Genomic DNA, 23,060 nt, shown 5'->3' with positions numbered 1-23,060 from the left:
CAGAAGTAACGCCAACACCCGTGCTGAGTTTCACAAGCGTTTGCGTGCGGTACGTTCAATATGTCCGTCACGTCGCGTCATCGCGGTGAGATCGCAGCGTAGCGAAAGTTCCAATGTCCGCAACCGACCACAATCCGTCCGGAGCAAACCGACACATGCCCACCACCGTCACCTCGCCGCAGGTAGCCGTCAACGACATCGGCTCCGCCGAGGACTTCCTCGCCGCCATCGACGCCACGATCAAGTACTTCAACGATGGCGACATCGTCGAAGGAACCATCGTCAAGGTCGATCGCGACGAGGTCCTGCTCGACATCGGTTACAAGACCGAAGGCGTCATCCCCTCTCGCGAACTCTCCATCAAGCACGATGTCGACCCCAACGAGGTCGTTTCCGTGGGCGATGAGGTCGAGGCTCTTGTTCTCACCAAGGAGGACAAGGAAGGCCGCCTGATCCTGTCGAAGAAGCGGGCGCAGTACGAGCGGGCCTGGGGGACCATCGAGGAGCTCAAGGAGAAGGACGAGGCCGTCAAGGGCACCGTCATCGAGGTCGTCAAGGGCGGTCTGATCCTGGACATCGGCCTGCGCGGCTTCCTCCCCGCCTCCCTGGTCGAGATGCGCCGGGTCCGCGACCTCCAGCCGTACGTCGGCAAGGAGATCGAGGCCAAGATCATCGAGCTGGACAAGAACCGCAACAATGTGGTCCTGTCCCGCCGCGCCTGGCTCGAGCAGACCCAGTCCGAGGTCCGCAGCGAGTTCCTGCACCAGCTGCAGAAGGGCCAGGTCCGCAAGGGTGTGGTCTCCTCGATCGTCAACTTCGGCGCGTTCGTCGATCTCGGCGGCGTCGACGGTCTGGTGCACGTCTCCGAGCTGTCCTGGAAGCACATCGACCACCCGTCCGAGGTTGTCGAGGTCGGCAACGAGGTCACCGTCGAGGTCCTCGACGTCGACCTGGACCGCGAGCGGGTTTCGCTGTCGCTCAAGGCGACCCAGGAAGACCCGTGGCGCCAGTTCGCCCGCACCCACGCGATCGGCCAGATCGTGCCGGGCAAGGTCACCAAGCTGGTTCCGTTCGGTGCTTTCGTGCGCGTCGAAGAGGGCATCGAGGGTCTGGTGCACATCTCCGAGCTGGCCGAGCGCCACGTGGAGGTTCCGGACCAGGTTGTCGCGGTCGGCGACGACGCGATGGTCAAGGTCATCGACATCGACCTGGAGCGTCGCCGGATCTCGCTGTCGCTGAAGCAGGCGAACGAGGACTACCACGCCGAGTTCGACCCGTCGAAGTACGGCATGGCCGACAGCTACGACGACCAGGGCAACTACATCTTCCCCGAGGGCTTCGACCCCGACACCAACGAGTGGCTCGAGGGCTTCGACAAGCAGCGCGAAGAGTGGGAAGGCCGCTACGCCGAGGCGGAGCGTCGCCACAAGATGCACACCGCGCAGATGGAGAAGATGGCGGCCGACGCCGCGGCCGAGGCCGCGAACGGCGGCGGCGCGTCGGGCAACTACTCCTCCGAGAGTGGTTCGCAGGCGTCCTCCGGCCAGGCCGAGCCCGCCGGCGGTTCGCTCGCCAGCGACGCCCAGCTCGCGGCCCTGCGTGAGAAGCTCTCCGGCAACGCCTGATTCGTAGAGTTGTAGCGAAGGCCCCGGTCCGATCGGACCGGGGCCTTTGTGTTGCGGCAAGCGGTAGTGTGCCCGGACATGGGGAGCAATCCGGGCAAGAACGATTATCTCGACCACGTGGTGGCGCAACAGGCGGCGCTCGAGGGTGACCTGCGCAGCCGCAAACCCGTCGCCCCGGCCCCGGCCCCGGCCCCGGCGCCGGTGGCGGCGGCCGCGGCGCCGGCGGCACCGGGCGGTCCGGTGCGACGCGGTGCGATCGCCAAGCGGTCCGAACGGGTCGGGCCCACACCACAGGGCAGTGGTCCGGGGCCGGTGGAGGTCCGGGTCACCGGATTCTGGCGCTGGCAAACGGTTTTGGTGCCGCCCAATGCCTTCGTCGTACACACCCGTCGCGGTCGTGGCGCACCGCTGCACATCGGCCTCGGGGTGTCGTTCCGGTTCAACCCCGCGACAGATTCGTATCTCGTTGTGCCGGGCGCGATGCAGACGATTCTCATCAATGCCTACTGCATCTGCAGTGAACTGCAGGGTGTGCTGGTGCAGGGCTATGTGCAGTGGATCATCGAGGATTTCGCCACCGCCTACCGCAAGCTGGACTTCTCCGATGCCGAAGATCCCATGCGGCTGGTCAACATTCAGCTGCGCGAGCAGGCCGAGGCGGCCATCAAGGACAAGGTCTCCACGATGGGTGTGCGCGATGTGCTCAGCGATAAGCAGCCGATCATCGAAGAGTTGACCGCGCGGCTGCGGGCGGTCGCCGAGGGCAGCGCCGATCGAAATGCCGAGGCGGACAGCGATCGTGGGCTCGGCCTGCGCATTGTCACGGTGCAGATCAAGGAGGCGGTGGTCAGCTCTTCGACGCTGTGGGAGAACCTGCAGAAGCCCTACCGCAGCGAACAGAATCAGATCGCCCGCCTCGCGGAACTCGCCGCGCAGGAAGTGCTTTCGGCCCGCGAGACGGACGCGAATCGGGTTGCCGAGGAACGCAGGATCGAGAACGAGCGGGAATTGGCCGAACTGCGGGCGCGCAACGAGGCCGCGCAGTTCGACCGGGAGACCGCGGAACGGTTGCGGCGCACCACCCGTGAGCACGACGATCAACGCGCGGTCGCCGATCTGGCCAAGGAGACCGCACTGCACGCGCTGCGGTTGGAGCGCGAGCAACATGGCGAACAGGCCGAAAACCTGCGCAGGAAGCTGGAATTGCGGGAGCTGGAACTCGACGGTGAGATCGCCGTCGGGGCCCGGCGCTCGCGTGCGGCGCATGATGATGCCCTGCTCGATCTGGAGCGGGATCGGATTCGCATCGACAATACGAACCACCGCTCGGCCGCCGCTACGCAGGCGCAGCTGGTCGATTCGCTCCCGCAGATCGTCGCGCAGTTGCCGACGCCCGGTGAGTTGACGACGTATCAGCTCGGCGGGGATCTGTCCGGGCTGTCTGCGCTCATCGGGCAGCTGACGCGGGTGCTCGAAACATGGTCGGCGGCACGGCCGGTGAGCGAGAGCGGGGCCGGTTTCGACGAGTCTGGGGATCAGGTGAACCGCCGATAGCGACAAGTCGGACAATTGACCAACTTTGCCGGAATGTGTGCCCGCCTCAGCGATAGGGTGCAGGCTGGTCGGCAGCCTGCTGGCAAGATCAACACCGACCGATCAGCCCGGATGAGAAGGAACACCACGCATGTGCGCAGCGAGTCCGTTCAGCGGTCTCAACCGTAGGCAGTTCCTGGCCAAGGCCGCCGCGGCGGGAGCCGTGGGCGCATTGGCGTCCTGGGCCGACCCGATCATCGAACGCGCCTATGCCGCCGATCCGGCCGGGACCGGCGGCCTCGGCGATATCGAGCATTTCGTGCTGCTCATGCAGGAAAACCGTTCCTTCGACCACTATTTCGGCACCATGTCCGGTGTGCGCGGCTTCGGCGAGGCGTCAAAGGCGTGGCAGCAGTACGGATGGACGCCAGGTGTCGGTCCGGCCCCGGACGGCTTCCTGAATCCGTTCCGCCTCGACACCACCCGCGGCGCGACCCTGGACGGTGAATGCATCAACGATCCGGACCACACCTGGGGCGGTATGCACCGGGCCTGGAACGGCGGCGCCAACGATCAGTGGATGCCGATGTCCATTGCCAGCGTCGGCCCGGCCAACGCACCCGCGGCCATGGGCTACTACCTGCGCGAGGACATTCCGATCCACCACGAACTCGCCGATGCGTTCACCATCTGCGACAACTACCACTGCTCGGTCCTCGGCCCGACGGACCCGAACCGGCTGTACTGGATCAGCGCCAGCATCGACCCGGACGGCGTGGCCGGTGGGCCGCTGCTGGAGACGCCCACGCTGATTCCGCAGCACGTCTACAGTTGGCGCACCTTCCCGGAGAACCTCTCCGAGGCGAGCGTCAGCTGGAAGGTCTACAACAATCGCGATGTCGGCCCGCTGTCCTCGGTGATTCTGGACGGCATGCTCGGCTGTTTCACCCAATCCTCGGATCCGAATTCCGAATTGGCTCGGCGCGGTCTTGCGCCGGTGTATCCCAACGACTTTCAGGCCGATGTCGCCAACGACACGCTACCCGCCGTGTCCTGGGTGATTCCGTCGTTGATCAACTGCGAACATCCCGCGTTGCCCGCGGCGTTCGGCGCGTTCGGCATCGTGCAACTGCTCGATATCCTCACCTCCAATCCGAAGGTGTGGGAGAAGACCGCGCTGATCATCAGCTACGACGAGAACGGCGGCTTCTTCGACCACGTCACCCCGCCGACCGCGCCCGCGGGGACACCGGGCGAATTCGTCACCGTGCCGCTGGATCGGGTAAAGGCTTCGAACGGTATCGCGGGTCCGATCGGTTTGGGGTATCGCGTTCCCGGCCTGGTGATTTCGCCGTACAGCCGCGGCGGGCTGGTCGCCTCGGAGACCTTCGATCACACCTCCCAGCTGCGGCTGCTGGAAACTCGCTTCGGCGTCGAGGTGCCGAATCTGACGCGGTGGCGGCGCGGCGTCACCGGCGATATGACCTCGGCCTTCGATTTCGGCTCGACCCCGGATACGGCGAAACCGGTGCTGAGTGATCCGAAGCCGAAGATGGATGCCGCGATCGCCCAGTGCGGCCCGAATATCGCACTGGGCACCGCGACCAAGGGTGTTCCATATCCGGTGCCGCCCAACCAGATGCCGACCCAGCAGCCCGGCTCGCGACGCCGTCCGAGTGGCATCGTGCGGGGCTAGGTGGTGGCCTCGCCTGCGCTCGTCCAAGCGCAAGGGACTAGTGACGGACGAAGTCCGGCTGCGCCCGATCAGGTCGCGAGTATTCTTGCCCTGATGTCCGAGTCCGCCGTCGAGTTCACCGGGACCGCCTGGGAACGCAGGAAGATCGAGGCGATGAGCCGTATCCAGCGTGTCGCGCTGGATCTGTTCGATGTGCACGGATATCGCGATGTGACGGTGGAGCGGGTCGCGGCGGCGGCCGGGGTGTCGCCGAGTTCGGTGTACCGGTACTTCGGCACCAAGGAGATGCTCGTTCTCTACGACGAGGCCGATCCGCGGGTGCTCGATGTGCTGCGGACGGCTGGTGGCGGCGATACCGTCGAACCCGCCGAGTTGATCCGCGTCGCGCGTTTGATCGTCCCGATGCTGATCGAATCGCTGCTGACCGCCGAATCGGAGCGGCGGATCCGCAGGCGGCTGCGGTATGTCGCGACGATCCCGGAGATCAAGGACGGGCAGACCAGGCAGATGCGGGATATGGCCGACCAATTCCGGGTGCTGTTCGCCGAACGGATCGGCCGCCGGGCCGACGACCTGACGATCGGGATCGCCGCGGCCTTCGGTGTGTGGGGATGTGTTGCGGCCCTGGACCATTGGGCCGCCGAGGATTTCACCGAACCGCTGAAGGATGTCTACACCAAGGCGATCGGCTCGATCATCGATTCGATCGAGGTCATGTTCCGGTAGTCGCGGCCGTTTCCGTCGTGCGCCCGCCGACACGCGGCAGCCACCAGTTCCAGCGGCCGAACAACTGCATGAAGGCGGGCACCAGCACCAGCCGGACCAGGAGTGCGTCGATGGTGATGGCCACGGCGAGCGCGAAACCGATCTGCTTCAGCTCCAACACATTCGCGGTCAGGAAGCTCGCGAAAACTGCGACCATGATGGCGGCCGCCGCGGTGATCGGCCGGGCGGTGCGTTGCAGTCCATCCGCGATCGCGGCGGCATTGTCGCCGGTTTCATCCCAGTGTTCCTTCATCCGCCGGATCAGGAATACCTCGTAATCCATGGATAGGCCGAACAATACGGCGAATACCAGCATCGGCAGATACACCTGCAGGAATCCGGTGCTGTGGAAGCCGAGTGCGGATTCGCCGACGCCGTACTGGAATACCGCGACGGTCAGTCCGAGTGCGGCGCCGGTGGCCAGCAGGTTGAGCAGTATTGCCTCGAGTGCCAGGACGATGCTGCGGAATGCCACGATCAGGAATGCCAGCGATACCGTCAATACGAGCGTGATCACCCAGGGAAAGCGGGCGGTAATCCGGTGTGACACATCGGCGAACGCCGCAGACGTGCCGCCGACTCGAATTTCGACACCGTCGAGAGCCGTTGCACGAGAACGGATATCGGCGACCATGTCGGTGGCAGCGGTGGAGTCGAAGGCGGCCTTCGGCACCACGACGGCCAGTATCCGGCCGTCGGACTGCTGCGGCAGCACCGTGGCGATGCGCGGGTCGAGGGACAGTTCGGCGATGAATCGGTTGACGTCGGAACGGGTTTCGTCACCGAGCGGCCCGCTGTCCGAGCCGGTGCCGACGACCTCGATCGGCGCGAGCAGCCCGGGCGCGAAGTTGTCCTCGACGAGTTCGGTCGCCTGCCCAGTCGGTCGATCCGCGAGTGAGGTGAGGCCCATATCGACGCCGTAGCGGATGCCGGTGATCGGTGCTGCCGCGGTCAGTAGCAGACCGACCCCGATCGCGCCGAAGAGGACAGGGCGTCCCATGACGGTATGCGCCCACCGCGCCCACGCGCTCGAGGCCGTCACGGACCGGACCTCGGCGGGCCGCAGCCGGAGCGGCAGCCAATTCGGACTTCAGCTGTCGGGCGACCGCGACGCGCTCCGGTGTTTCGCCATCGACGCCGACGATGCCGAAGGCGGTGTGCCGGTCGGCCGAGATCTGGGCGGCGGCATTGCCTTCGAACGGGCCGATCGCACCTGCCACGCCAGCGGCGGCACGGGTGGTGCCCAGCGCCCGATCGATCACCGACCGGAACTCCGGCGTGTCGACGGTGCGCTGCTCGGAATGGAAGACGATGAGGTCCTGTTCGGTGCCGAAGCGCGTGAAGTGTTCGGCGACTAGGTGATCGACGGTCACCGATTCGGATCCGGGGACCGAATAATCGGGCGTGCTGAGGCGGTCGTGGAGTGCCGGATAGGCCGATCCGCAGGCGATCGCGAAGAGCAGCCAGGCGCCGAGCACGGCACGGCGATGGCGGGCCATCAGTGCGCCCCAGCGGCCGACCGCGCCCAGTTTTCCGGTGCCCGTGGACTCGGGTGAGTCCGTCTTGGTCGCGGTCAGCTGCGTCATCGCCCCTCCACAGACAACCTGAGAGTCACTCTCAGGTATTTTCCGCCATCCTAAGGAGGCTCGCGGATAAAGTGCAAGTGACTGTCACAAATTCGACGGTACTGACGGCAGCACGAAGCGACCCAACCCCTGATGGGGCTGGGTCACTGGAAGTTTATGGCCGGATAGGCGGCTGAAATCAGCTGGCGGTCGCAGGCGCCCAGTACGCGGTCGCGGCAGCGGAGCGTTTTCGCATGGCCGCGAAGCTGTGCCGGGCGGGGCTGATCAAAGCGGTGAACCACGAGCGGCGGTGCTCGGCGAGCGCGGCCGCGACGGCGGGGTGCTTGATGCAGTGCATGCCCCCCGCCTTGCCCAGGCGGTGGCGACCCACCTGGTTGATTTTGGTGCCCAATGATGTTCCTTTGCTTGCTGGTGCTGGCCTGGATCGCCACGGCGAAGATTAGTCGAACGAAAGTGTTCGGCACAGTATTTTGCACGAGTAATTGCCTCGGCGTGTCGGAAAGTTGTGGTCCACGGGCGAGAATCGACCGGAAATGTTGCGAGATGGTCTCGGCCTAGTCACGGATCGGGCAAATGGTGTTTCAGACGGTGGAATGCGCGGCGCGAGTGGGTATTCCGGCCGATTGGGTGGATTGCGCGCACAGGGGGTTGCGTTCGGCGCGACATCGCGGATGCGAGACTGGTCGAATGTTGCGGATCGGCCTCACCGGAGGCATGGGAGCGGGCAAGTCGACGGTGGCGCGGATTCTCGCCGAGCTCGGTGCGGTGATCGTCGATTCCGATGTGATCGCCAGGGAGGTCGTCGAGCCGGGTACCGAGGGTCTCACGGCGTTGGCGGCGGCGTTCGGTCCCGATATCCTCGCCGCCGACGGCAGCCTGGACCGGCCGGCGCTGGCGGCCAAGGCATTCGGCAACGACGACGCCCGCGCGACGTTGAATTCCATTGTCCATCCATTGGTCGGTAAACGAACGACGGAATTGATTTCCGCCGCGCCATCGGATGCGATTCTCGTTCAAGATATTCCACTTCTGGTGGAAAACGGTCTCGCGCCGCTGATGAATCTCGTATTGATCGTCGATGTTCCCGCGGAAACTCGGATACGGCGATTGGTGGAATTCCGTGAAGTTTCCGAAACGGATGCACGGGCGCGTATTTCGGCGCAGGCCACCGATGAACAGCGCCACGCCGTCGCGGATGTGCTGTTGGACAATAGCGGTGAACCGGGTGCCATCGATCCGGTTGTCCGGCAGTTGTGGGCGCAACGATTGGTGCCGTTCGAGGAGAACCTGCGCACCGCGACACCGGCGCGGCGCAAGGAGCTGCGCGTCGTGCCCTCGAATCCGGAGTGGGCGGCGCAGGCGCAGCGGCTCATCGCCCGGCTGTGGGTGGCGTGTGGTCCGGCGGCATCGCGAATCGACCACATCGGCTCGACCGCGGTGCCGGGATTGCCCGCCAAGGATGTGATCGATGTGCAGATCACCGTCGCGGATCTGGCAGCCGCCGATGGGCTGCGAGATGCATTGGGGGCGGCCGGTTTTCCGGTTCGGCCCGATGTCATCCGCGACAATCCGAAGCCGACGGCCGCAGATCCCGCGGGCAGCGATACGGCGTTGTGGGCCAAGCGTTTTCACCAGAGTGCCGATCCGGGGCGGTTGGCGAATGTACATATCCGGGTGGCGGGCTCGCCGGGGCAGGAGTTCGCGCTGCTGTTCCGGGACTGGCTGATCGCCGATGCGGCGGTGCGCGCGGAGTATCTGGAGGTCAAGCGCGAGGGTGAGGCCAAGGCGGCCGGGCTGACCGGTGCGGCGGCGACGCTAGCGTATCTGGATGTGAAGGAACCATGGTTCGATGCTGCCTACCCGCGAGCCGCGGCCTGGCGCGACAGCGCCGGGGTGCTACAGCCAGGTCAGGGTGATGTCCAGGGTGGCGAGCCAGCGGTCGAGCGAGTAGCCGTTGGCGGCGATGCCATCGATCGCGATGGACGCGTGTTCGATGGCGGCCTGGGCTTCGGGGAGGGCGATGAATCCCGCGGTGTGCGCGGCGAGTAACTCGTCCACGTCGAGCAGTTCGATCTCGCGTCCCGAGCGCACCACTATGTCGAGGTAGTGGTCCACCGACTTCCACTTCTTCGGACCGACCTGGGCGAAGTGGCCGAGGTCGATGTAGTAGTCCTCATCCCGCCGATGCGCGGGGTGGAAGTGGAAGATCGTCACGCGAATGGCGAGTCCGGGTAACAGCCACGATTCGATGTAGTGGAACTGCGGATGATCCGAGGTGCGCGCCATGTACAGGCCCCACGGCTCGGTCCAATAGCGCTCGACCGGCCGGACGAAGCCCTTCGGGTCCGTATTGGTCAGGTCCGCGAGATTGAAGTACTCGACTTTGGGTTTGTGCACGTCCACTGATGGTGCCTGTGTCATGCACATAGAATCTACCGCCGCTGCCGCGCCGTCGAGTGGTACGGCAGCGGTTGGGCAGATCGTCCGGCGGATCGGCTACATCCAGGTCAGTGTGATCTCCTTGGTGGCAAGCCAGGGCTCGACCTCATGTCCGTGCGCGGCCAAGCCCTCCAGCGCCTTGGTCGCCCGGTCCAGCGCGTGATGCGCATGCGTCGTGTCGATCAGACCGGCCGAATGGGCGGCCAGCAGATCGTCCACCCCGCGCAATTCGGCCGCGCGGGAGTGGCGCACCGCGATCTCGAGGTACTGGTCCATCGACTTCCAGCGCTTGGGCTCGACCCGGGCGTACTCGCCGATATGCAGGCAATAGTCCAAGTCGCGGTGGTGTCCGGGCTGGTAGTGCACGATCGTCACGCGCAACCAGAGTTCGGGCAGCAGCCAGGTCTCCATGTATTGGATCCGTGGACCGCCGACGGTGCGTGCCACATATAGACCCCACGGCTCGACGTGCACACGGTCGATCGGGCGCACGAAACCCTTGGGATCGGTCATGGTCAGCTCGGCGATATTGAAATGTTCGATCTTCGGTCTTAGCTGGGTGGTAGTCATCGGCGATCCCGGTGCGGCGTCGGTGGTGGTTGGCTGGATCAGGGGCGCGACCCCCCGAAAGTCACGCGCAACGTAACCGGCGATACCGGTCACAGCGGGCGCGGCGGCAAGCAATGGAATCAGAGCGCTCATTGGCCTCATCCTCATGTCCGACAACCAAATCAGGCTACACCTGCTGCGGCCGGTTCGCCGATGCCGAGAAAACGCCGAATCTCGTTGCGGCAACGGACATTAATGTCCGTTTACCTGTCCTATAGGGCAGGTAACAGATTGCGCATCAGCCCTGGGGCGTGATGATGCTTCAGATCGCGAAAGGATACGCCGATCGTGATTCGGTGACGAGCCCGTCGGCACCGTATCCGCCGGGCCGCGGAATCTGTCGGTGCCTGCGCCTAGGCTGGTGACCATGGCATTCGCAACCGAAATCCCGGCGGAAGGATACGAGGACCGGGGTACCCCGCTGGCGCATTCGGAGTTCCGGCCGGTCGGGGAGATCGAGCGGGCCGATGGGCAGTTCCAGGTGGTCAGCGAACATCGCCCGGCCGGTGATCAGCCCGCGGCCATCGCTGAACTCGAGCGTCGCATCAATGCGGGCGAGCGTGACGTGGTGTTGCTCGGCGCGACCGGCACCGGTAAATCGGCCACCACCGCCTGGCTGATCGAGCGGCTGCAGCGGCCGACGCTGGTGATGGCGCCGAATAAGACCCTCGCCGCGCAGCTGGCCAATGAGCTGCGAGAGATGTTGCCCAACAACGCCGTCGAGTACTTCGTCTCGTACTACGACTACTACCAGCCCGAGGCCTATATCGCGCAGACCGATACCTATATCGAGAAGGACAGCTCGATCAACGACGATGTCGAGCGGCTGCGGCATTCGGCGACCTCGAGTCTGCTGTCGCGTCGCGATGTCGTAGTGGTCGCGTCGGTGTCGTGCATCTACGGCCTCGGTACACCGCAGTCCTATCTGGATCGGTCGGTGCAGCTGGATGTCGGCACCGAAATCGATCGCGACGCATTCCTGCGGCTGCTGGTCGACGTGCAATACACGCGCAACGACATGTCCTTCACTCGCGGTTCGTTCCGGGTGCGTGGTGACACCGTCGAGATCATCCCGTCCTACGAGGAACTCGCGGTGCGCATCGAATTCTTCGGCGACGAGATCGAGGCGCTCTACTACCTGCATCCGCTCACCGGCGATGTGGTGCGGCAGGTCGATACCGTCCGAATCTTCCCGGCCACACACTACGTCGCGGGTCCGGACCGGATGGAGCGTGCGGTTCGCGAGATCGAAGCCGAACTCGAGCAGCGGCTGGCCGAGCTCGATCGCCAGGGCAAACTGCTGGAGGCGCAGCGGCTGCGTATGCGCACCCAGTACGACCTGGAAATGATTCGCCAGGTCGGATTCTGCTCGGGCATCGAGAACTACTCGCGTCATATCGACGGACGCCCGGCCGGATCCGCACCCGCGACGCTGCTGGATTACTTCCCGGAGGACTTCCTGCTCGTCATCGACGAGTCGCACAACACGGTGCCGCAGATCGGCGGCATGTACGAGGGCGATATGTCCCGTAAGCGCAATCTCGTCGAGTACGGCTTCCGTCTGCCGTCTGCCATCGACAACCGCCCGCTCACCTGGGAGGAATTCGCCGACCGGATCGGGCAGACGGTATACCTGTCCGCAACGCCAGGACCGTACGAACTCGGACAGTCCGGCGGTGAGGTCGTCGAACAGGTCATCCGCCCGACCGGTCTCGTCGATCCAAAGGTCGTGGTCAAGCCGACCAAGGGCCAGATCGACGATCTGATCCACGAGATCCGTCAGCGCACCGAACGTGACGAACGGGTCCTGGTCACCACACTGACGAAGAAGATGGCCGAGGATCTGACCGATTATCTGCTCGGACTCGGCGTCCGGGTGCGCTATCTGCACTCCGAGATCGACACCCTGCGCCGGGTGGAGTTGCTGCGACAGCTGCGGCTCGGCGAATACGACGTGCTGGTCGGCATCAACCTGCTGCGTGAGGGCCTCGACCTGCCCGAGGTATCGCTGGTCGCGATCCTCGACGCCGATAAGGAGGGCTTCCTTCGCAGCACTACCGCACTGATCCAGACCATCGGCCGTGCGGCGCGCAATGTCTCCGGCGAGGTACACATGTACGCGGACAAGGTCACCGCGTCGATGCAGTTCGCCATCGACGAGACCGAACGCCGCCGGGCCAAGCAGGTCGCTTACAACGAATCGATGGGCCTCGACCCACAGCCGCTGCGCAAGAAGATCGCCGACATCCTGGATCAGGTGTATCAGGAGGCCGACGACAGCGAGGTGGCCGTCGGTGGCTCCGGTCGCAATGCCAGCCGCGGCCGTCGCGCTCAGGGCGAGCCGGGGCGGGCTGTCAGCGCGGGCGTGTACGAGGGCCGCGACGTCAAGTCCATGCCGCGGGCCGAATTGGCCGATCTGGTCAAGGAACTCACCGCGCAGATGATGAATGCGGCCCGCGAGCTGCAGTTCGAATTGGCCGGTCGGTTGCGGGACGAAATCGCGGATCTGAAGAAGGAGCTGCGCGGGATGGATGCCGCGGGGTTGAGTTGAGCGGCGGCGTCTTTCGACGCCGCCGGACTCGGCATGGCTCAGCTCTGGGTGGCCATCCATTCGTTCACGCGGCGCTCGGCCTCTTCGCGCGAGACATTCTCTACCTTGGTCAGCACCGCCCAGCGGTGGCCGAAGGGGTCGAGGATCACGCCGAAGCGGTCGCCGGTGACGAATGTCTGCGGCTCCTCCGCACTGCGGGCGCCGTTTTCGATGGCCCGCTTGACGACCGCGTCGACATCGGGGCAGTAGTGCACGATCGAGGTGTGCACCCATTCGCCATTGGGAGCCAGGACATTGTTGTCCGGAATGGGCATGCCCAGTTGCAGGGTCGAGTCGCCGATCTTCAGTTCGGCGTGTGCGGGCTGGCCGTCGGGGAGATCGTTGCGGCTGATCACCTCGGCCTCGAAGACGTTGGTATAGAACTCGATTGCTTTATTGGCGTCGGGGACGGCCAGGAAGCAGGTGATGGAGTGGTAGCCGTCGGCGATGGGGTTGACGGTGTTCGCTGTTTCACTCATGCCGATAAGCCTCGTCGAGCGCGGCGAAGTGGTCTTGTAAGAAAGCGACAGCCGTGACCGGCGCAGCCGACGGGCCGGTTCCGGTGCCCGCGCTCGACAATGTGAAGGGCATTCTGCATCCCGACGAGCAGGCACGACATCGCTCGTTGGCGCGGTTGTCGGCCGGGCCGGAGGTCGGGCGGTTCGTCGAGTGGTATTGGTCGGTGCGCTGGGATCTGACCGGTCGGCCGCCGTACTACGCCGAGGTGCTGCCGTTCCCGTGCGTGAATGTCACCTTCGAACACACCGAAACCCGCACCGGCGGTTTCGTCAACGGCGTCTGCACCACGAAGTTCGTCCGGGAACTCAGCGGTGCGGGGGAGACGTTCGGCGCCCGTTTTCGCGCCGGTGGATTCGGTGCGTTCACCGGATTGGATGTCGGTGCGTTCCGGGACACCGCCGTACCGCTCACGGACGTGCTGCCCGAGGCGGCGGGCTTGGCCGACCGAGTATTGGCGGAATCCTCGGATATCAAGCGCCGCAGCACAATCGAGGATTTCCTGATCGGCCGAAAGGCAGCGACGGATCCCAACTATCGACTGGTGCTGCGCATCGTCGACGCCATGGAACGGGACCAAGAACTGACCAGGGTCGATCAGGTCACTGATCGGTTCGATATCCCGATCCGCACATTGCAGCGGATGTTCCGGCGCTATGTCGGCGCCGGACCGAAATGGGTGCTGCGCCGATACCGGCTCCAGGACGGTGCAGATCTACTCGCGCGCGGGCGCATCGAAGATCTGGCCGCACTGGCCACGGAGTTGGGTTATTTCGATCAAGCGCATTTCTCGCGTGAGTTCACCGCGGAAGTCGGAATGGCTCCACTGGAATACGCCAAGAATTCGCTACGCTCCCGTAACGAGGTGACTTCGAAGGTCGTCTCGACCAGAATGTAGTTTGCATGATCGCTCGCGTTCGACCCATTCGAGCACGAATCGGAATCGGCCCTCCACATCGGCGAATGAGGAGTTCGTGATGGATGTCTTGGTCCTGACAGGGCGAGTACTTTTCGTGGTGTTGTTCTTCAGTTCCGCGTTCGGGCATTTCACGCAGACCGACGCGATGACCGATTATGCGCGGAGTCGCGGCCTGCCGCGGCCGCGGGCCGCGGTGCTGGCGGGTGGCGTCGTTCTCGCCGTGGGCGGCCTCAGCGTGCTGCTCGGCGTATGGGCCGACCTCGGGGCGTTGCTGCTGGTGATCATGCTGGTGCCGACCGCATTCCTGATGCACCAGTTCTGGAAGGAGACCGATCCGCAGGCCAAGCAGGGCGAGATGATCCATTTCAACAAAGATCTCGCGCTGGCCGGCGCATCGCTGATGTTGTTCGCCTTCTTCGCGCATGTCGACGAACTCGGATCGACCATCACCGAACCGCTTTTCACCGGTCTGTAGATACGACCGGATTTGTGCCGTTCGCGCCGATATTGTGAGCCGTATAGACGTCGTCGGCATTTTCGGGTCGACGAAGCTCCATCGCGGTAACTGCGGAACCGGGTGGATGGTGTCGGCCCGGTCGGGTACGTTCTTCCCGGTCCCGGTCGGGCCGACATTGCCGTCGTATAGCGGCCGCGGTCGGGTATATGTGATGAATATCCCAGGGGGACAAGAGCGTTCGCGCCGGTTGTGATGGATCACAAGTCGCGGAACCGGAAATTAGATCCGCCCAGGTCGCAAAGGTCCTGCGGCATTCGCCGGATGAACCTGTGTCGGTAAACCCAGAACACCCGAAGTGTGATGTGTTGCGATTTCTGCTATTTCCGGCCGATTTGCCGCTATGGTCGACCCCAGTCGCCGCGCTGGTGCCCCGACTGCACGTGGCACCGGCGCAGGCACCCGACACCACATAGTTGGAGGAGAAATGACCACCTACCGGACCATTGTCGTCGGTACCGATGGCTCGGACTCGTCGTACGTCGCCGTCGACAAGGCCGCTTCGCTGGCCGCGGCCGCGGGTGCGACCCTGGTCGTGGCCTGCGCGTACTACCCGACCGACGATCGCGATGTGGCCGCCGCCGCCGATGTGCTCAAGGACGAGGCCTACCAGGTGCGCGGCTCCGCGCCCACCAACGAGATCCTGCGCACCGCCCGCGACCGCGCGACCGCCGCGGGCGCCGAGGAGATCGTCGAGCGTGCCATCGTGGGTGAGCCCGTCGAATCCCTGCTCGCCCTCATCAAGGAGGTCGAGGGCGATCTGCTGGTCGTCGGTAACCGCGGCCTGAACACCCTGGCCGGCCGGTTGCTGGGTTCGGTGCCCTCGGATGTGGCGCGCAAGTCCCGCTCCGATGTGCTGATCGTGCACACCGTCAGGTAAGCAGTAAAGCCGAAGCGACAGCCGCACATTCCCCGGGAATGTGCGGCTGTCGTCGTTCTCGTCAATCCAGTGCGCTGAGCACCGGTGGCAGGTCGCCGGTGTGCAGCACGCCGAGTCGCTGGGTCGCTCGGGTCAGTGCCACGTACAGGTCGTTCATCCCGCGCGGCGATTCGTCGAGGATCCCCTGGGGTTCCACCAGATAGACCGCGTCGAATTCCAGGCCCTTGACCTCGTGCACCGTGAGCACACGGACGGATTCGCCCGCCAACTCGGCGAAGTCCGCGACCATCTCATGCGGTGTGATGACGGCCGTGGTACCGGGGCCCGTCTCCGCGGCGACCAATTGCGCTACCGCACTGCGCAATTCGCTCGCATCGACGGCATGGGCGCGGGGCCGCACATCCGTCTCCCGCACCGACCGCGGCACCGACGCGGCCGGATCGATCTCGGCGAGCACATCCGCCGCGACCGCCATGATCTCCGCCGGTGTCCGGTAGTTCACGGTCAACTCGGTGAGCTTCCACCGTTGTGCCACGTAGGGTTCCAGCATCCGCTGCCAGGACGAGGCGCCCGCCGGATCGCCGGTCTGCGCGACATCGCCGACCACCGTCACCCATCGGTTCGGTATGCGGCGCATCACCATTCGCCAGGCCATCTCCGAAAGTTCCTGCGCCTCATCGACGATCACATGGCCGTAGGTCCAATTGCGGTCACCCGCCGCGCGTTCCGCGGTGGTCTGCCGATTGCGCACATCCTGACGTTCGGCCAGCTGGCCCGCGTCGATCAGGTCGTAGGCCATCAGGATCTCCGGATCGAGGTCGTCCTCGAGATCCTGTGGCGCGGAACCGGTCAGGATGTCGAGCGCGTCCTGCGCCTCGGCCAATTGGGCCCGCCAGCGACGGCGGGCGCGTTCGCGTTCCTCGGTGTCGTCGATGCCGAGAAGTTCGGCCAGTTCGTCGAGCAGTGGCGCGTCCGGCGCGCTGAACTCGCCGTTGTCCGAGCGTGCGAGTTCGGCTCGGTCGGCCGGATCCAGGCTGCTCGCGGCCCGGTCGAGTCGCTTCGGATCGGCAAGCAGATCCGCGAGCACCTCCTGCGGCGACAGGATCGGCCAGAGCTTGCCGATGGCCGCCTGGATCTCAGGATCGGCGCGCATTTCGTCCCGGATCTCGGCGAGATCGGTTCGGCTGAGCAGACTTTCCTTACCCGCCCCGTCGGCTGCGCCTCCTGCCATCCCCCGGTGGCCGCCGGACAGATCCGCGCCCATGGTCTGGGCCAGTTGTTCGGTGAGTGCGTCGATGACCGAGGAAGCGAAGATCGGCCGGGCCAGATTGTGCGGGCGCCGCGAGGAGCGGGCGCGACCGCGCGCCTTGGTGGCGATCTTGCGATCGAGTGTGACCGGGTAGCCGTCGAAGGCGAGGCGGACCGGCTCGGAGGGCACCTCCTGACGGTCGCGCACCGCCTGCTTGAGCACCTCCAGCATGGCCAGCGAGCCCTTGACCTCTCCGGCGCGCAGCGAATCCTCGCGGGTGGCCTTCACTCCCGGATACAGATCGCCGATGGTGGACAGCAGCACGCCGGTCTCACCGAGCGATGGCAGCACCTGACCGATGTAGTCGAGGAAGGTGGCGTTAGGACCGATGATCAGCACACCACTCTTGGCCAATTGCTGACGGTAGGTGTAGAGCAGATACGCCGCGCGGTGCAGTGCGACGGCGGTCTTGCCGGTGCCCGGACCGCCCTGGACCACCAGCACGCTCTTGTGCTCGGAGCGAATGATCGCGTCCTGCTCGCTCTGGATCGTCTCGACGATGTCGTTCATATGGCCGGTGCGTGCGGCATTGAGCGCCGAGAGCAATGCGCTCTCGCTGCCGACCCCGCCTCCACCATCGGTCACACCCGCGGTCCGAGCGGCGTCGAGGTCCAGGTACTCGTCATTGACGGCCGTGACCCGCCGATTGCGGGACCGGATATGTCGGCGCCGGATCACCCCGTCCGGGGCGGCGGTCGTCGCGAGATAGAACGGACGGGCCAGGGGCGCGCGCCAATCCAGCAGCAGCGTCTCGTAATCGTCCTTCTCGTCGAGGATGCCGAGCCTGCCGATGTAGCGATATTCGCCTTCCAGCTCACCGTCGAGGTCGATGCGGCCGAAACACAGGCCGTGTTCGGCGGCGTCGTATTTGGCCAGATCCTCGGAATAGAGCTGGCTGAAGGATTCGCGTTCGGTGCGCGCCTGCGGGGTGCCACCGGTTTCCAGCAGCACGGTGCGCAGCCGTTTCGTGGCGTATTCGCGCATATCGTCGAGTCGTTCATAGAGCACGGACAGGTAGGCCTGCTCCAGGTCGATCTCGCGGTTCCGCTCGGGTGTGCCGTCGTGCGCGGCACGATCCTGAGTGAGGCGGTCGGGCAAACTGAACTCCTTGTCACCGCGATGAGCCGGTGCACACGCAGGTCACGGTGCACGCGAACGCCATTGAAAACAGAGTTGTCGAGTCTACTGCCGGTTCGGCGGGCTCGCTGTAACCGCAGGTAGCGGGTCCGTGGCCAGGACCGGCGTGAAGTGTTGGACGACGGGGAACGGTTCGTAGAAGTGATGCAGTAGTTGCTTCCAGCGCTGATATCCGGCGGACCCGCGGAAGCCATCAACATGGTCGCTCAACTGTTCCCATCCCACCAACAGCAAATATGTGTCGGGCGTCTCGACGCACCGCGACAGCGACAGCGACCGGAAGCCCGGCATACTCTCGATGATCGGCCTGGCCTCGGCGAACGCCGCCTCGAAGGCCGCCGACTCGGCGGGGCGGACGGGCAACAGCGCGTGTTCGATGATCATGGAACCCTCAGGAAGCGTGCGTGTTATTCGGTCTGCGGCTCAGGCTGGTGCCTTCCCGATGGCCGGTCGGCTTGGCGCGGTACATCGCCAGATCGGCGTCGTGCAGCACCGCCTCGGGCGTGCGGTTGTCGCCCTCTGCGAGTTCGGTCACGCCGATCGATGCGTTCACCTCGATCCGGTGCCCGCGCGCGATGATCGGCTCGGCCATGGTCGAGCGCAGCCGCTCGACCAGCGAGTCGAGATCGACGCGTCGGGTCCGGCCGGACAGCAGCACCAGGAATTCGTCACCGCCGAGCCGGCCGACCAGATCGGTGCCGCGCAGTGCGCGCTGCAACCGCTGGGCCACGATCTGCAGCACGGTATCGCCGATCGCGTGGCCGAGGGTGTCGTTGATCGCCTTGAAGCCGTCAAGGTCGATGAACAGCACCGTCGAGACGGGCAGATCCTCGCTGGCGGCCAGCGCATTGGCGAGCTGGGACAGGATCAGTGAGCGGTTGGCCAGTCCGGTCAGTGAGTCGTGTGTGGCCTGGAACTCCAATTGCCTTCGACTGGCGCGGAATTCGGTGATGTCGGCGAAGGAGGACACCGCGGGGGAATCCGGATCGCCCGGATTGAGCAGCCGCGAACTGCCGGAGAGCCAGCGGCGCTGACCATCGTGACGGTCGACGCCGAAGATGTATCCGGTGATCGTTTCGCCGGTCGCCAGGGTGCGTGCGACCGGATGGCGGCTCGGCGGCAGCGGTTGGGCATTGGCGTCGAGCAGGATCAGCGGCAGTTCGTCGATGGTGGCGCCGATGAGTTCGCCGGTGCGTTCGTCGGTGCCGAAGATTCGCACGGCCGCGGGATTGGCGGATTCGATGCGGCCGTTCCGGTCGATCACCACCACCCCCTCCTCCAACTGCGAGACCACCGTGGTGAAGTGCTGTTCGGCCCGGCGCTGCGCGGCCTCGGCGGCGCGCTGGGCGGTGAGATCGCGGATGACCACCTGATAGGCGAGGTGGTCGTGCCATGCGGTGAGCACTGAAACCGTCTCGACCGGGACTATCTCGCCGTCGACCCGGATCAGGTCCATTTCGGTGGGATCGGAGGCGGCGCCCGCAGTGGTCAGCTGGCTGATGCGGTCCACCATGCCGGGCACCGAATCGGGATGGACGAACCGGGTCAGCGGTTGGCCGATCACCTCGTCGGCGCTGTCGGCGGCCAGCATGCGCGCGGTGGCCTGATTGGCGTAGACGACGGTGCCGCGCTCGTGCACGACGATCCCGTCCGGGGTGTGTTCGACCAGGGACCGGTAGCGCTGAGCCAGCTGCTCGGCGTCGACCCCGACGTCGACTGCCTTGTCCTGATCCACTCCGAACCCCCGATCATCGACCCGATCATGGCCATTGGAACATGGGATTATTCTGGTCTCGACGTGTACAAGATCACATCGTCGACGCTATTGCTTCGCTCACAGTCCGGGCACTCCATCCGCCGCTATCTGGTGATCATTACAGAACCCGGATTTGTGAACATTTCTCGAGCCGAACGTCGCTTCGGCCCCGGGAGCCGGTGAAGGAGCGATGCCATGCCGGGTACCAACCCGAACAGTGAAAAGCACCATCAAGATCATATGACGATCGCCGGAATCGGGGCGGTCAGCGGGTACGGCTGGGGTCGGGAGACGCTCTGGCAGGGGCTGCTGAGCGGGAAATCCGCGGCCTCGCTACAACCAGGCTACGGCTTCGGCCGCGATGAGCATGCCTGGGTTTCGCTGATTCCCGATGGTGGCGATCCGATGGTGAGCACCAGCCGCTATGGGCGAGCCATGCAGGAGGCGGGTCGCGAGGCGATCGCCGACGCGTCCGCGCGCGGTTGGCGACCCGGCCGCACCGTCGGCCTGCTGCACGCCATCGTGCTCGGCGACGTCGCCAATTGGCGCGACTTCTATCTGGTCGATGAGGGGCACCGGCGCTCACGCGACTACATGCGACTATTGCCCTCCACGCCGATCTCGGTACTACAGCAGGAATTCGGCTTCCACGGGCCATCGATGAATGTCTCGGCGGCGTGCAGTTCGGCGAATGTCGCGCTGATCACCGCCAAACTCTGGCTGCAGTGCGGTGTCGCCGACGACGTGATCTGCATCGCCACCGATATGTCGGCCACCCCCGAAATGCTCGAGCACTTCGTCCGGCTCGGCGCCGCGGTCGGCGATGCCGAACCACTGGCCGCATGCCGCCCCTTTCAGGAGGGCAGCCGCGGTTTCAGCATGGGTGAGGCGTCGGTCGCCTTCGTCCTCACGCGCTCGGTCGAGCGGCCCTATGCCGCGGTGCTCGGTGGCGGCATGACCAATGACGCCTATCACGTGGTTTCGGTCGATCCGGGGCACACCCAGATTTTCAACTGTGTGCGCCACGCGCTCGCGGACGCTGCAGTCGCCCCCGCGGACGTGCGGTATTTCAACGCGCACGGCACCGGCACCCGGCAGTGCGATGTGGCCGAGCGGGATCTGCTGCGGCGGATGTTCGACGACCGGCCGCACGTCTATTCGGTCAAGCCGCTGGCCGGGCACTGCCAAGGGGCAGCGGCCGGTGTCGAGGTGGCGGCCGCGGCACTGGCCTACGACCGCGGCATCGTGCCCGCCGCACCGATCGTCGCACCCGCCTACGAGCGACTATTGGACGGTCCCACGCCTTTCGAGGGCGGGATCACGGTCAAGTTGTCGCTCGGCATGGGCGGCAATAATTCGATGGTCGTGCTCGGTCCCGTCGGCTGAGCTCACTTACGGAAGCGGCACCGACCAGGACAATTTCGTGCCCGGCATGCCCTCTGGTTCGTGCATACCCGCCACCGCGGGTCCGATGGTGAATTGCCCGTCCGACTTCTCGGCCCGCTGCTCCAGATTCCGCAATCCGCTGCGGATCACGTGATTCGGGATGCCCCAGCCGTCATCGGTGACCACGATGGTCAGATCATCGGCCACACTGATCTCCACCGAGACGGTCGCCGCGCCGGAATGTCGCACCGCATTGCTCACCGCCTCGCGCACCACCGCCTCCGTGTGATCGGCCAACTCGGCCTCCAGCACCGAAAGCGGTCCGGTCACCTGCACGGTGGCCCGCAGCGGCGAATCGGTGGTCTGCTGGCGCACCGCATCCTCGATCCGCTGCTGCAATTCGATACTGCCGCCATTGCCGCCGTGCAGATCGAAGATCGAGGTGCGGATCTCCTGGACCACCTCCTGCAGATCATTGATGACCGTCGAAAGATGTTGGCGCACTTCGGGCACCTCGGCGCGCGATACCGCGCTCTGCATGGTGAGCCCGATGGCGAACAGCCGCTGGATCACATGGTCGTGCAGGTCGCGGGCGATGCGGTCGCGGTCGGCGAGAATATCGAGTTCGCGCATTCTGCGCTGGGTTTCGGCCAGCTGCATGGCCAGCGCGGCCTGGTCGGTGAAGGCGTTGGTCAGCTCGACGAGTTCGTCGGGGTAGGGCGGTGAGCCGACGGGACGCACGGTGACCAGCGCGCCGAGGGTGGCGTCGGGTGTGCACAGCGGCAGGATCAGCGCGGGCCCGACATCGTGCAGTGGGACGCCGAGGTCGATCACTGCGGCATCGTCGAAGCGCAGTGGTGTGCGGCGGGTGAAGGCCTCGCCGAGTGCGGTGCCGTCGGCGTCCACGATCAGTCCGTCGAATCCGCTACCCGGACCCGACCATTGGGTAATGACGAGTTCGGAGACCGCGGCGAGTTGGAGTTGCGGTACCGCGGTGCTGGCCAGGAACGATTGATGTGAGCCGGTCAGGGTGCGCGCATGGTCGACGACGTGGGCGAGCACCAGATCGGGTTCGGTGCCCGCGAGGAATTCGGTGGCGATGTCGCGGGTGGCCTCGATCCAGGCCTGTCTGGTGCGCGCCGACTCGTAGAGCCTGGCGTTGTCGACCGCGATACCGGCGGCGGCCGCCAGCGCCTGCACGAGTACATCGTCGTCCTCGGTGAACGGCTGGCCGTTGGCTTTCTCGGTCAGGTAGAGACTGCCGAAGACCTCGTCGCGAATGCGCACCGGGACGCCGAGGAAGGTGTGCATCGGCGGGTGGTGTTCTGGAAAACCCACGGACGCAGGGTGTTTCGAGAGTTCGTCGAGGCGCAGCGGTTTGGGTTGGGTGAATACCTCGCCGAGTACGCCGTGTCCGGCGGGAAGCCGGCCGATGCGCGCCCGGATGGTGTCGTCCATGCCCTCGTCGAGGAACTGGGTGACCTGCTGCTCGTGCCCGCGCACCGCCAGCGCGCCGTAGCGGGCGTCGACCAGGCTGGTGGCGGTGTGCACGATGGCGCGCAGCGTTTCATCGAGGTCGAGGCCGGAGGTGACGGTCAGCATCGCCTCGACCAAGCCGTCCATCCGGTCGCGTGAATCGATGATCAGCTCGACGCGTTCCTTGACCTCCGACAGCAGCTCCCGGAGCCGAAGTTGCGACAGCGTGTCGCGTACCGAATAGAGGCCGCTGCCCAGCTCTTCGGTCATGACGGCATCCTGTTCTGGCAAGCGCGTAACAGCGCCTACGCCAGTCTAGTTGGT

At 65.3% G+C, this 23,060-nt stretch carries 19 protein-coding genes and 1 pseudogene; 11 read left to right on the top strand and 9 right to left on the bottom strand.

Going from position 1 to position 23,060, the window contains the following annotated elements; translation table 11 throughout:
- Positions 1-155 precede the first annotated feature (155 nt).
- From rpsA to ACQPZ2_RS31640, 4 genes are all read left to right on the top strand, one after another.
- Entirely contained in the window at positions 156-1,625 is a 1,470-nt protein-coding gene (gene rpsA, locus ACQPZ2_RS31655) for a 30S ribosomal protein S1 (protein ID WP_040689126.1), read from the top strand.
- A 78-nt stretch (positions 1,626-1,703) separates the two neighbouring features.
- Positions 1,704-3,179, top strand: a complete 1,476-nt coding sequence (locus tag ACQPZ2_RS31650; protein WP_433521802.1) for an SPFH domain-containing protein — start codon at positions 1,704-1,706, stop codon at positions 3,177-3,179.
- Between the two features lie 130 nt (positions 3,180-3,309).
- A complete protein-coding gene (locus ACQPZ2_RS31645; RefSeq protein ID WP_433521801.1) occupies positions 3,310-4,854 on the top strand; it encodes a phospholipase C in 1,545 nt (514 codons plus the stop codon).
- 93 nt (positions 4,855-4,947) lie between these two features.
- Complete coding sequence (locus ACQPZ2_RS31640; RefSeq protein ID WP_433521800.1) at positions 4,948-5,580, top strand: TetR/AcrR family transcriptional regulator; 633 nt, start codon at positions 4,948-4,950, stop codon at positions 5,578-5,580.
- Here ACQPZ2_RS31640 and ACQPZ2_RS31635 read toward each other — a convergent pair.
- The gene (locus ACQPZ2_RS31635) at positions 5,567-6,619 is read right to left on the bottom strand and encodes an MMPL family transporter (protein WP_433521799.1); all 1,053 of its coding nucleotides are present in this window, start codon (positions 6,617-6,619) and stop codon (positions 5,567-5,569) included. The genes ACQPZ2_RS31640 and ACQPZ2_RS31635 overlap by 14 nt on opposite strands.
- Between ACQPZ2_RS31635 and ACQPZ2_RS31630 the strand changes: the two genes are divergently transcribed.
- Positions 6,618-6,977 carry a hypothetical protein gene (locus ACQPZ2_RS31630; RefSeq protein ID WP_433521798.1) on the top strand — a complete coding sequence of 120 codons (360 nt, stop codon included), beginning with the start codon at positions 6,618-6,620 and terminating at the stop codon, positions 6,975-6,977. The two genes, ACQPZ2_RS31635 and ACQPZ2_RS31630, sit on opposite strands and share 2 nt — an antisense overlap.
- A 406-nt stretch (positions 6,978-7,383) precedes the next feature.
- On the opposite strand, the gene ACQPZ2_RS31625 is transcribed toward ACQPZ2_RS31630, so the two are convergent.
- Positions 7,384-7,596 (bottom strand): hypothetical protein, encoded by a 213-nt coding sequence (locus ACQPZ2_RS31625; RefSeq protein WP_157124550.1) that lies wholly within the window; start codon positions 7,594-7,596, stop codon positions 7,384-7,386.
- Between the two features lie 296 nt (positions 7,597-7,892).
- Here ACQPZ2_RS31625 and coaE point away from each other — a divergent pair.
- Positions 7,893-9,098: pseudogene (gene coaE / locus ACQPZ2_RS31620) on the top strand (dephospho-CoA kinase); the annotation flags it as partial.
- 3 nt (positions 9,099-9,101) lie between these two features.
- Here coaE and ACQPZ2_RS31615 read toward each other — a convergent pair.
- On the bottom strand, positions 9,102-9,626 hold the full coding sequence (locus ACQPZ2_RS31615) for a DUF402 domain-containing protein (RefSeq protein WP_433521797.1): 525 nt from the start codon (positions 9,624-9,626) through the stop codon (positions 9,102-9,104).
- A 75-nt stretch (positions 9,627-9,701) separates the two neighbouring features.
- Positions 9,702-10,346, bottom strand: a complete 645-nt coding sequence (locus ACQPZ2_RS31610; RefSeq protein ID WP_433521796.1) for a DUF402 domain-containing protein — start codon at positions 10,344-10,346, stop codon at positions 9,702-9,704.
- A gap of 274 nt (positions 10,347-10,620) precedes the next feature.
- Between ACQPZ2_RS31610 and uvrB the strand changes: the two genes are divergently transcribed.
- Positions 10,621-12,804 (top strand): excinuclease ABC subunit UvrB, encoded by a 2,184-nt coding sequence (gene uvrB, locus ACQPZ2_RS31605; RefSeq protein ID WP_433521795.1) that lies wholly within the window; start codon positions 10,621-10,623, stop codon positions 12,802-12,804.
- Positions 12,805-12,842: 38 nt separating this feature from the next.
- Here the strand turns inward: uvrB and ACQPZ2_RS31600 are convergent, their stop codons facing one another.
- Positions 12,843-13,322, bottom strand: a complete 480-nt coding sequence (locus ACQPZ2_RS31600; RefSeq protein WP_433521794.1) for a VOC family protein — start codon at positions 13,320-13,322, stop codon at positions 12,843-12,845.
- Positions 13,323-13,375: 53 nt separating this feature from the next.
- On the opposite strand from ACQPZ2_RS31600, the gene ACQPZ2_RS31595 reads away from it, so the two are divergent.
- The 3 genes from ACQPZ2_RS31595 (at position 13,376) to ACQPZ2_RS31585 (ending at position 15,672) form a co-directional block, all read left to right on the top strand.
- Positions 13,376-14,257, top strand: a complete 882-nt coding sequence (locus ACQPZ2_RS31595) for an AraC family transcriptional regulator (protein ID WP_433521793.1) — start codon at positions 13,376-13,378, stop codon at positions 14,255-14,257.
- A gap of 79 nt (positions 14,258-14,336) precedes the next feature.
- Positions 14,337-14,753, top strand: a complete 417-nt coding sequence (locus ACQPZ2_RS31590) for a DoxX family protein (RefSeq protein ID WP_433521792.1) — start codon at positions 14,337-14,339, stop codon at positions 14,751-14,753.
- A gap of 466 nt (positions 14,754-15,219) precedes the next feature.
- Complete coding sequence (locus ACQPZ2_RS31585) at positions 15,220-15,672, top strand: universal stress protein (RefSeq protein WP_433521791.1); 453 nt, start codon at positions 15,220-15,222, stop codon at positions 15,670-15,672.
- Between the two features lie 61 nt (positions 15,673-15,733).
- Here the strand turns inward: ACQPZ2_RS31585 and ACQPZ2_RS31580 are convergent, their stop codons facing one another.
- The 3 genes from ACQPZ2_RS31580 to ACQPZ2_RS31570 form a co-directional block, all read right to left on the bottom strand.
- Positions 15,734-18,079, bottom strand: a complete 2,346-nt coding sequence (locus ACQPZ2_RS31580) for a HelD family protein (RefSeq protein WP_433521790.1) — start codon at positions 18,077-18,079, stop codon at positions 15,734-15,736.
- Between the two features lie 84 nt (positions 18,080-18,163).
- The gene (locus tag ACQPZ2_RS31575) at positions 18,164-18,502 is read right to left on the bottom strand and encodes an antibiotic biosynthesis monooxygenase family protein (RefSeq protein ID WP_433521789.1); all 339 of its coding nucleotides are present in this window, start codon (positions 18,500-18,502) and stop codon (positions 18,164-18,166) included.
- Between the two features lie 7 nt (positions 18,503-18,509).
- Positions 18,510-19,853 carry a diguanylate cyclase domain-containing protein gene (locus ACQPZ2_RS31570; protein ID WP_433521788.1) on the bottom strand — a complete coding sequence of 448 codons (1,344 nt, stop codon included), beginning with the start codon at positions 19,851-19,853 and terminating at the stop codon, positions 18,510-18,512.
- A 261-nt stretch (positions 19,854-20,114) separates the two neighbouring features.
- Between ACQPZ2_RS31570 and ACQPZ2_RS31565 the strand changes: the two genes are divergently transcribed.
- Positions 20,115-21,260, top strand: a complete 1,146-nt coding sequence (locus ACQPZ2_RS31565) for a beta-ketoacyl synthase N-terminal-like domain-containing protein (RefSeq protein ID WP_433521787.1) — start codon at positions 20,115-20,117, stop codon at positions 21,258-21,260.
- Between the two features lie 6 nt (positions 21,261-21,266).
- On the opposite strand, the gene ACQPZ2_RS31560 is transcribed toward ACQPZ2_RS31565, so the two are convergent.
- A complete protein-coding gene (locus tag ACQPZ2_RS31560; RefSeq protein WP_433521786.1) occupies positions 21,267-23,006 on the bottom strand; it encodes a sensor histidine kinase in 1,740 nt (579 codons plus the stop codon).
- Positions 23,007-23,060 lie beyond the last annotated feature (54 nt).

The sequence above is a fragment of the Nocardia pseudovaccinii genome (assembly GCF_050942345.1).
GTDB lineage: Bacteria > Actinomycetota > Actinomycetes > Mycobacteriales > Mycobacteriaceae > Nocardia > Nocardia pseudovaccinii.
The sequence above is the reverse complement of the archived record's forward strand: the minus strand, read 5'-3'. Positions and strand labels throughout refer to the sequence as shown.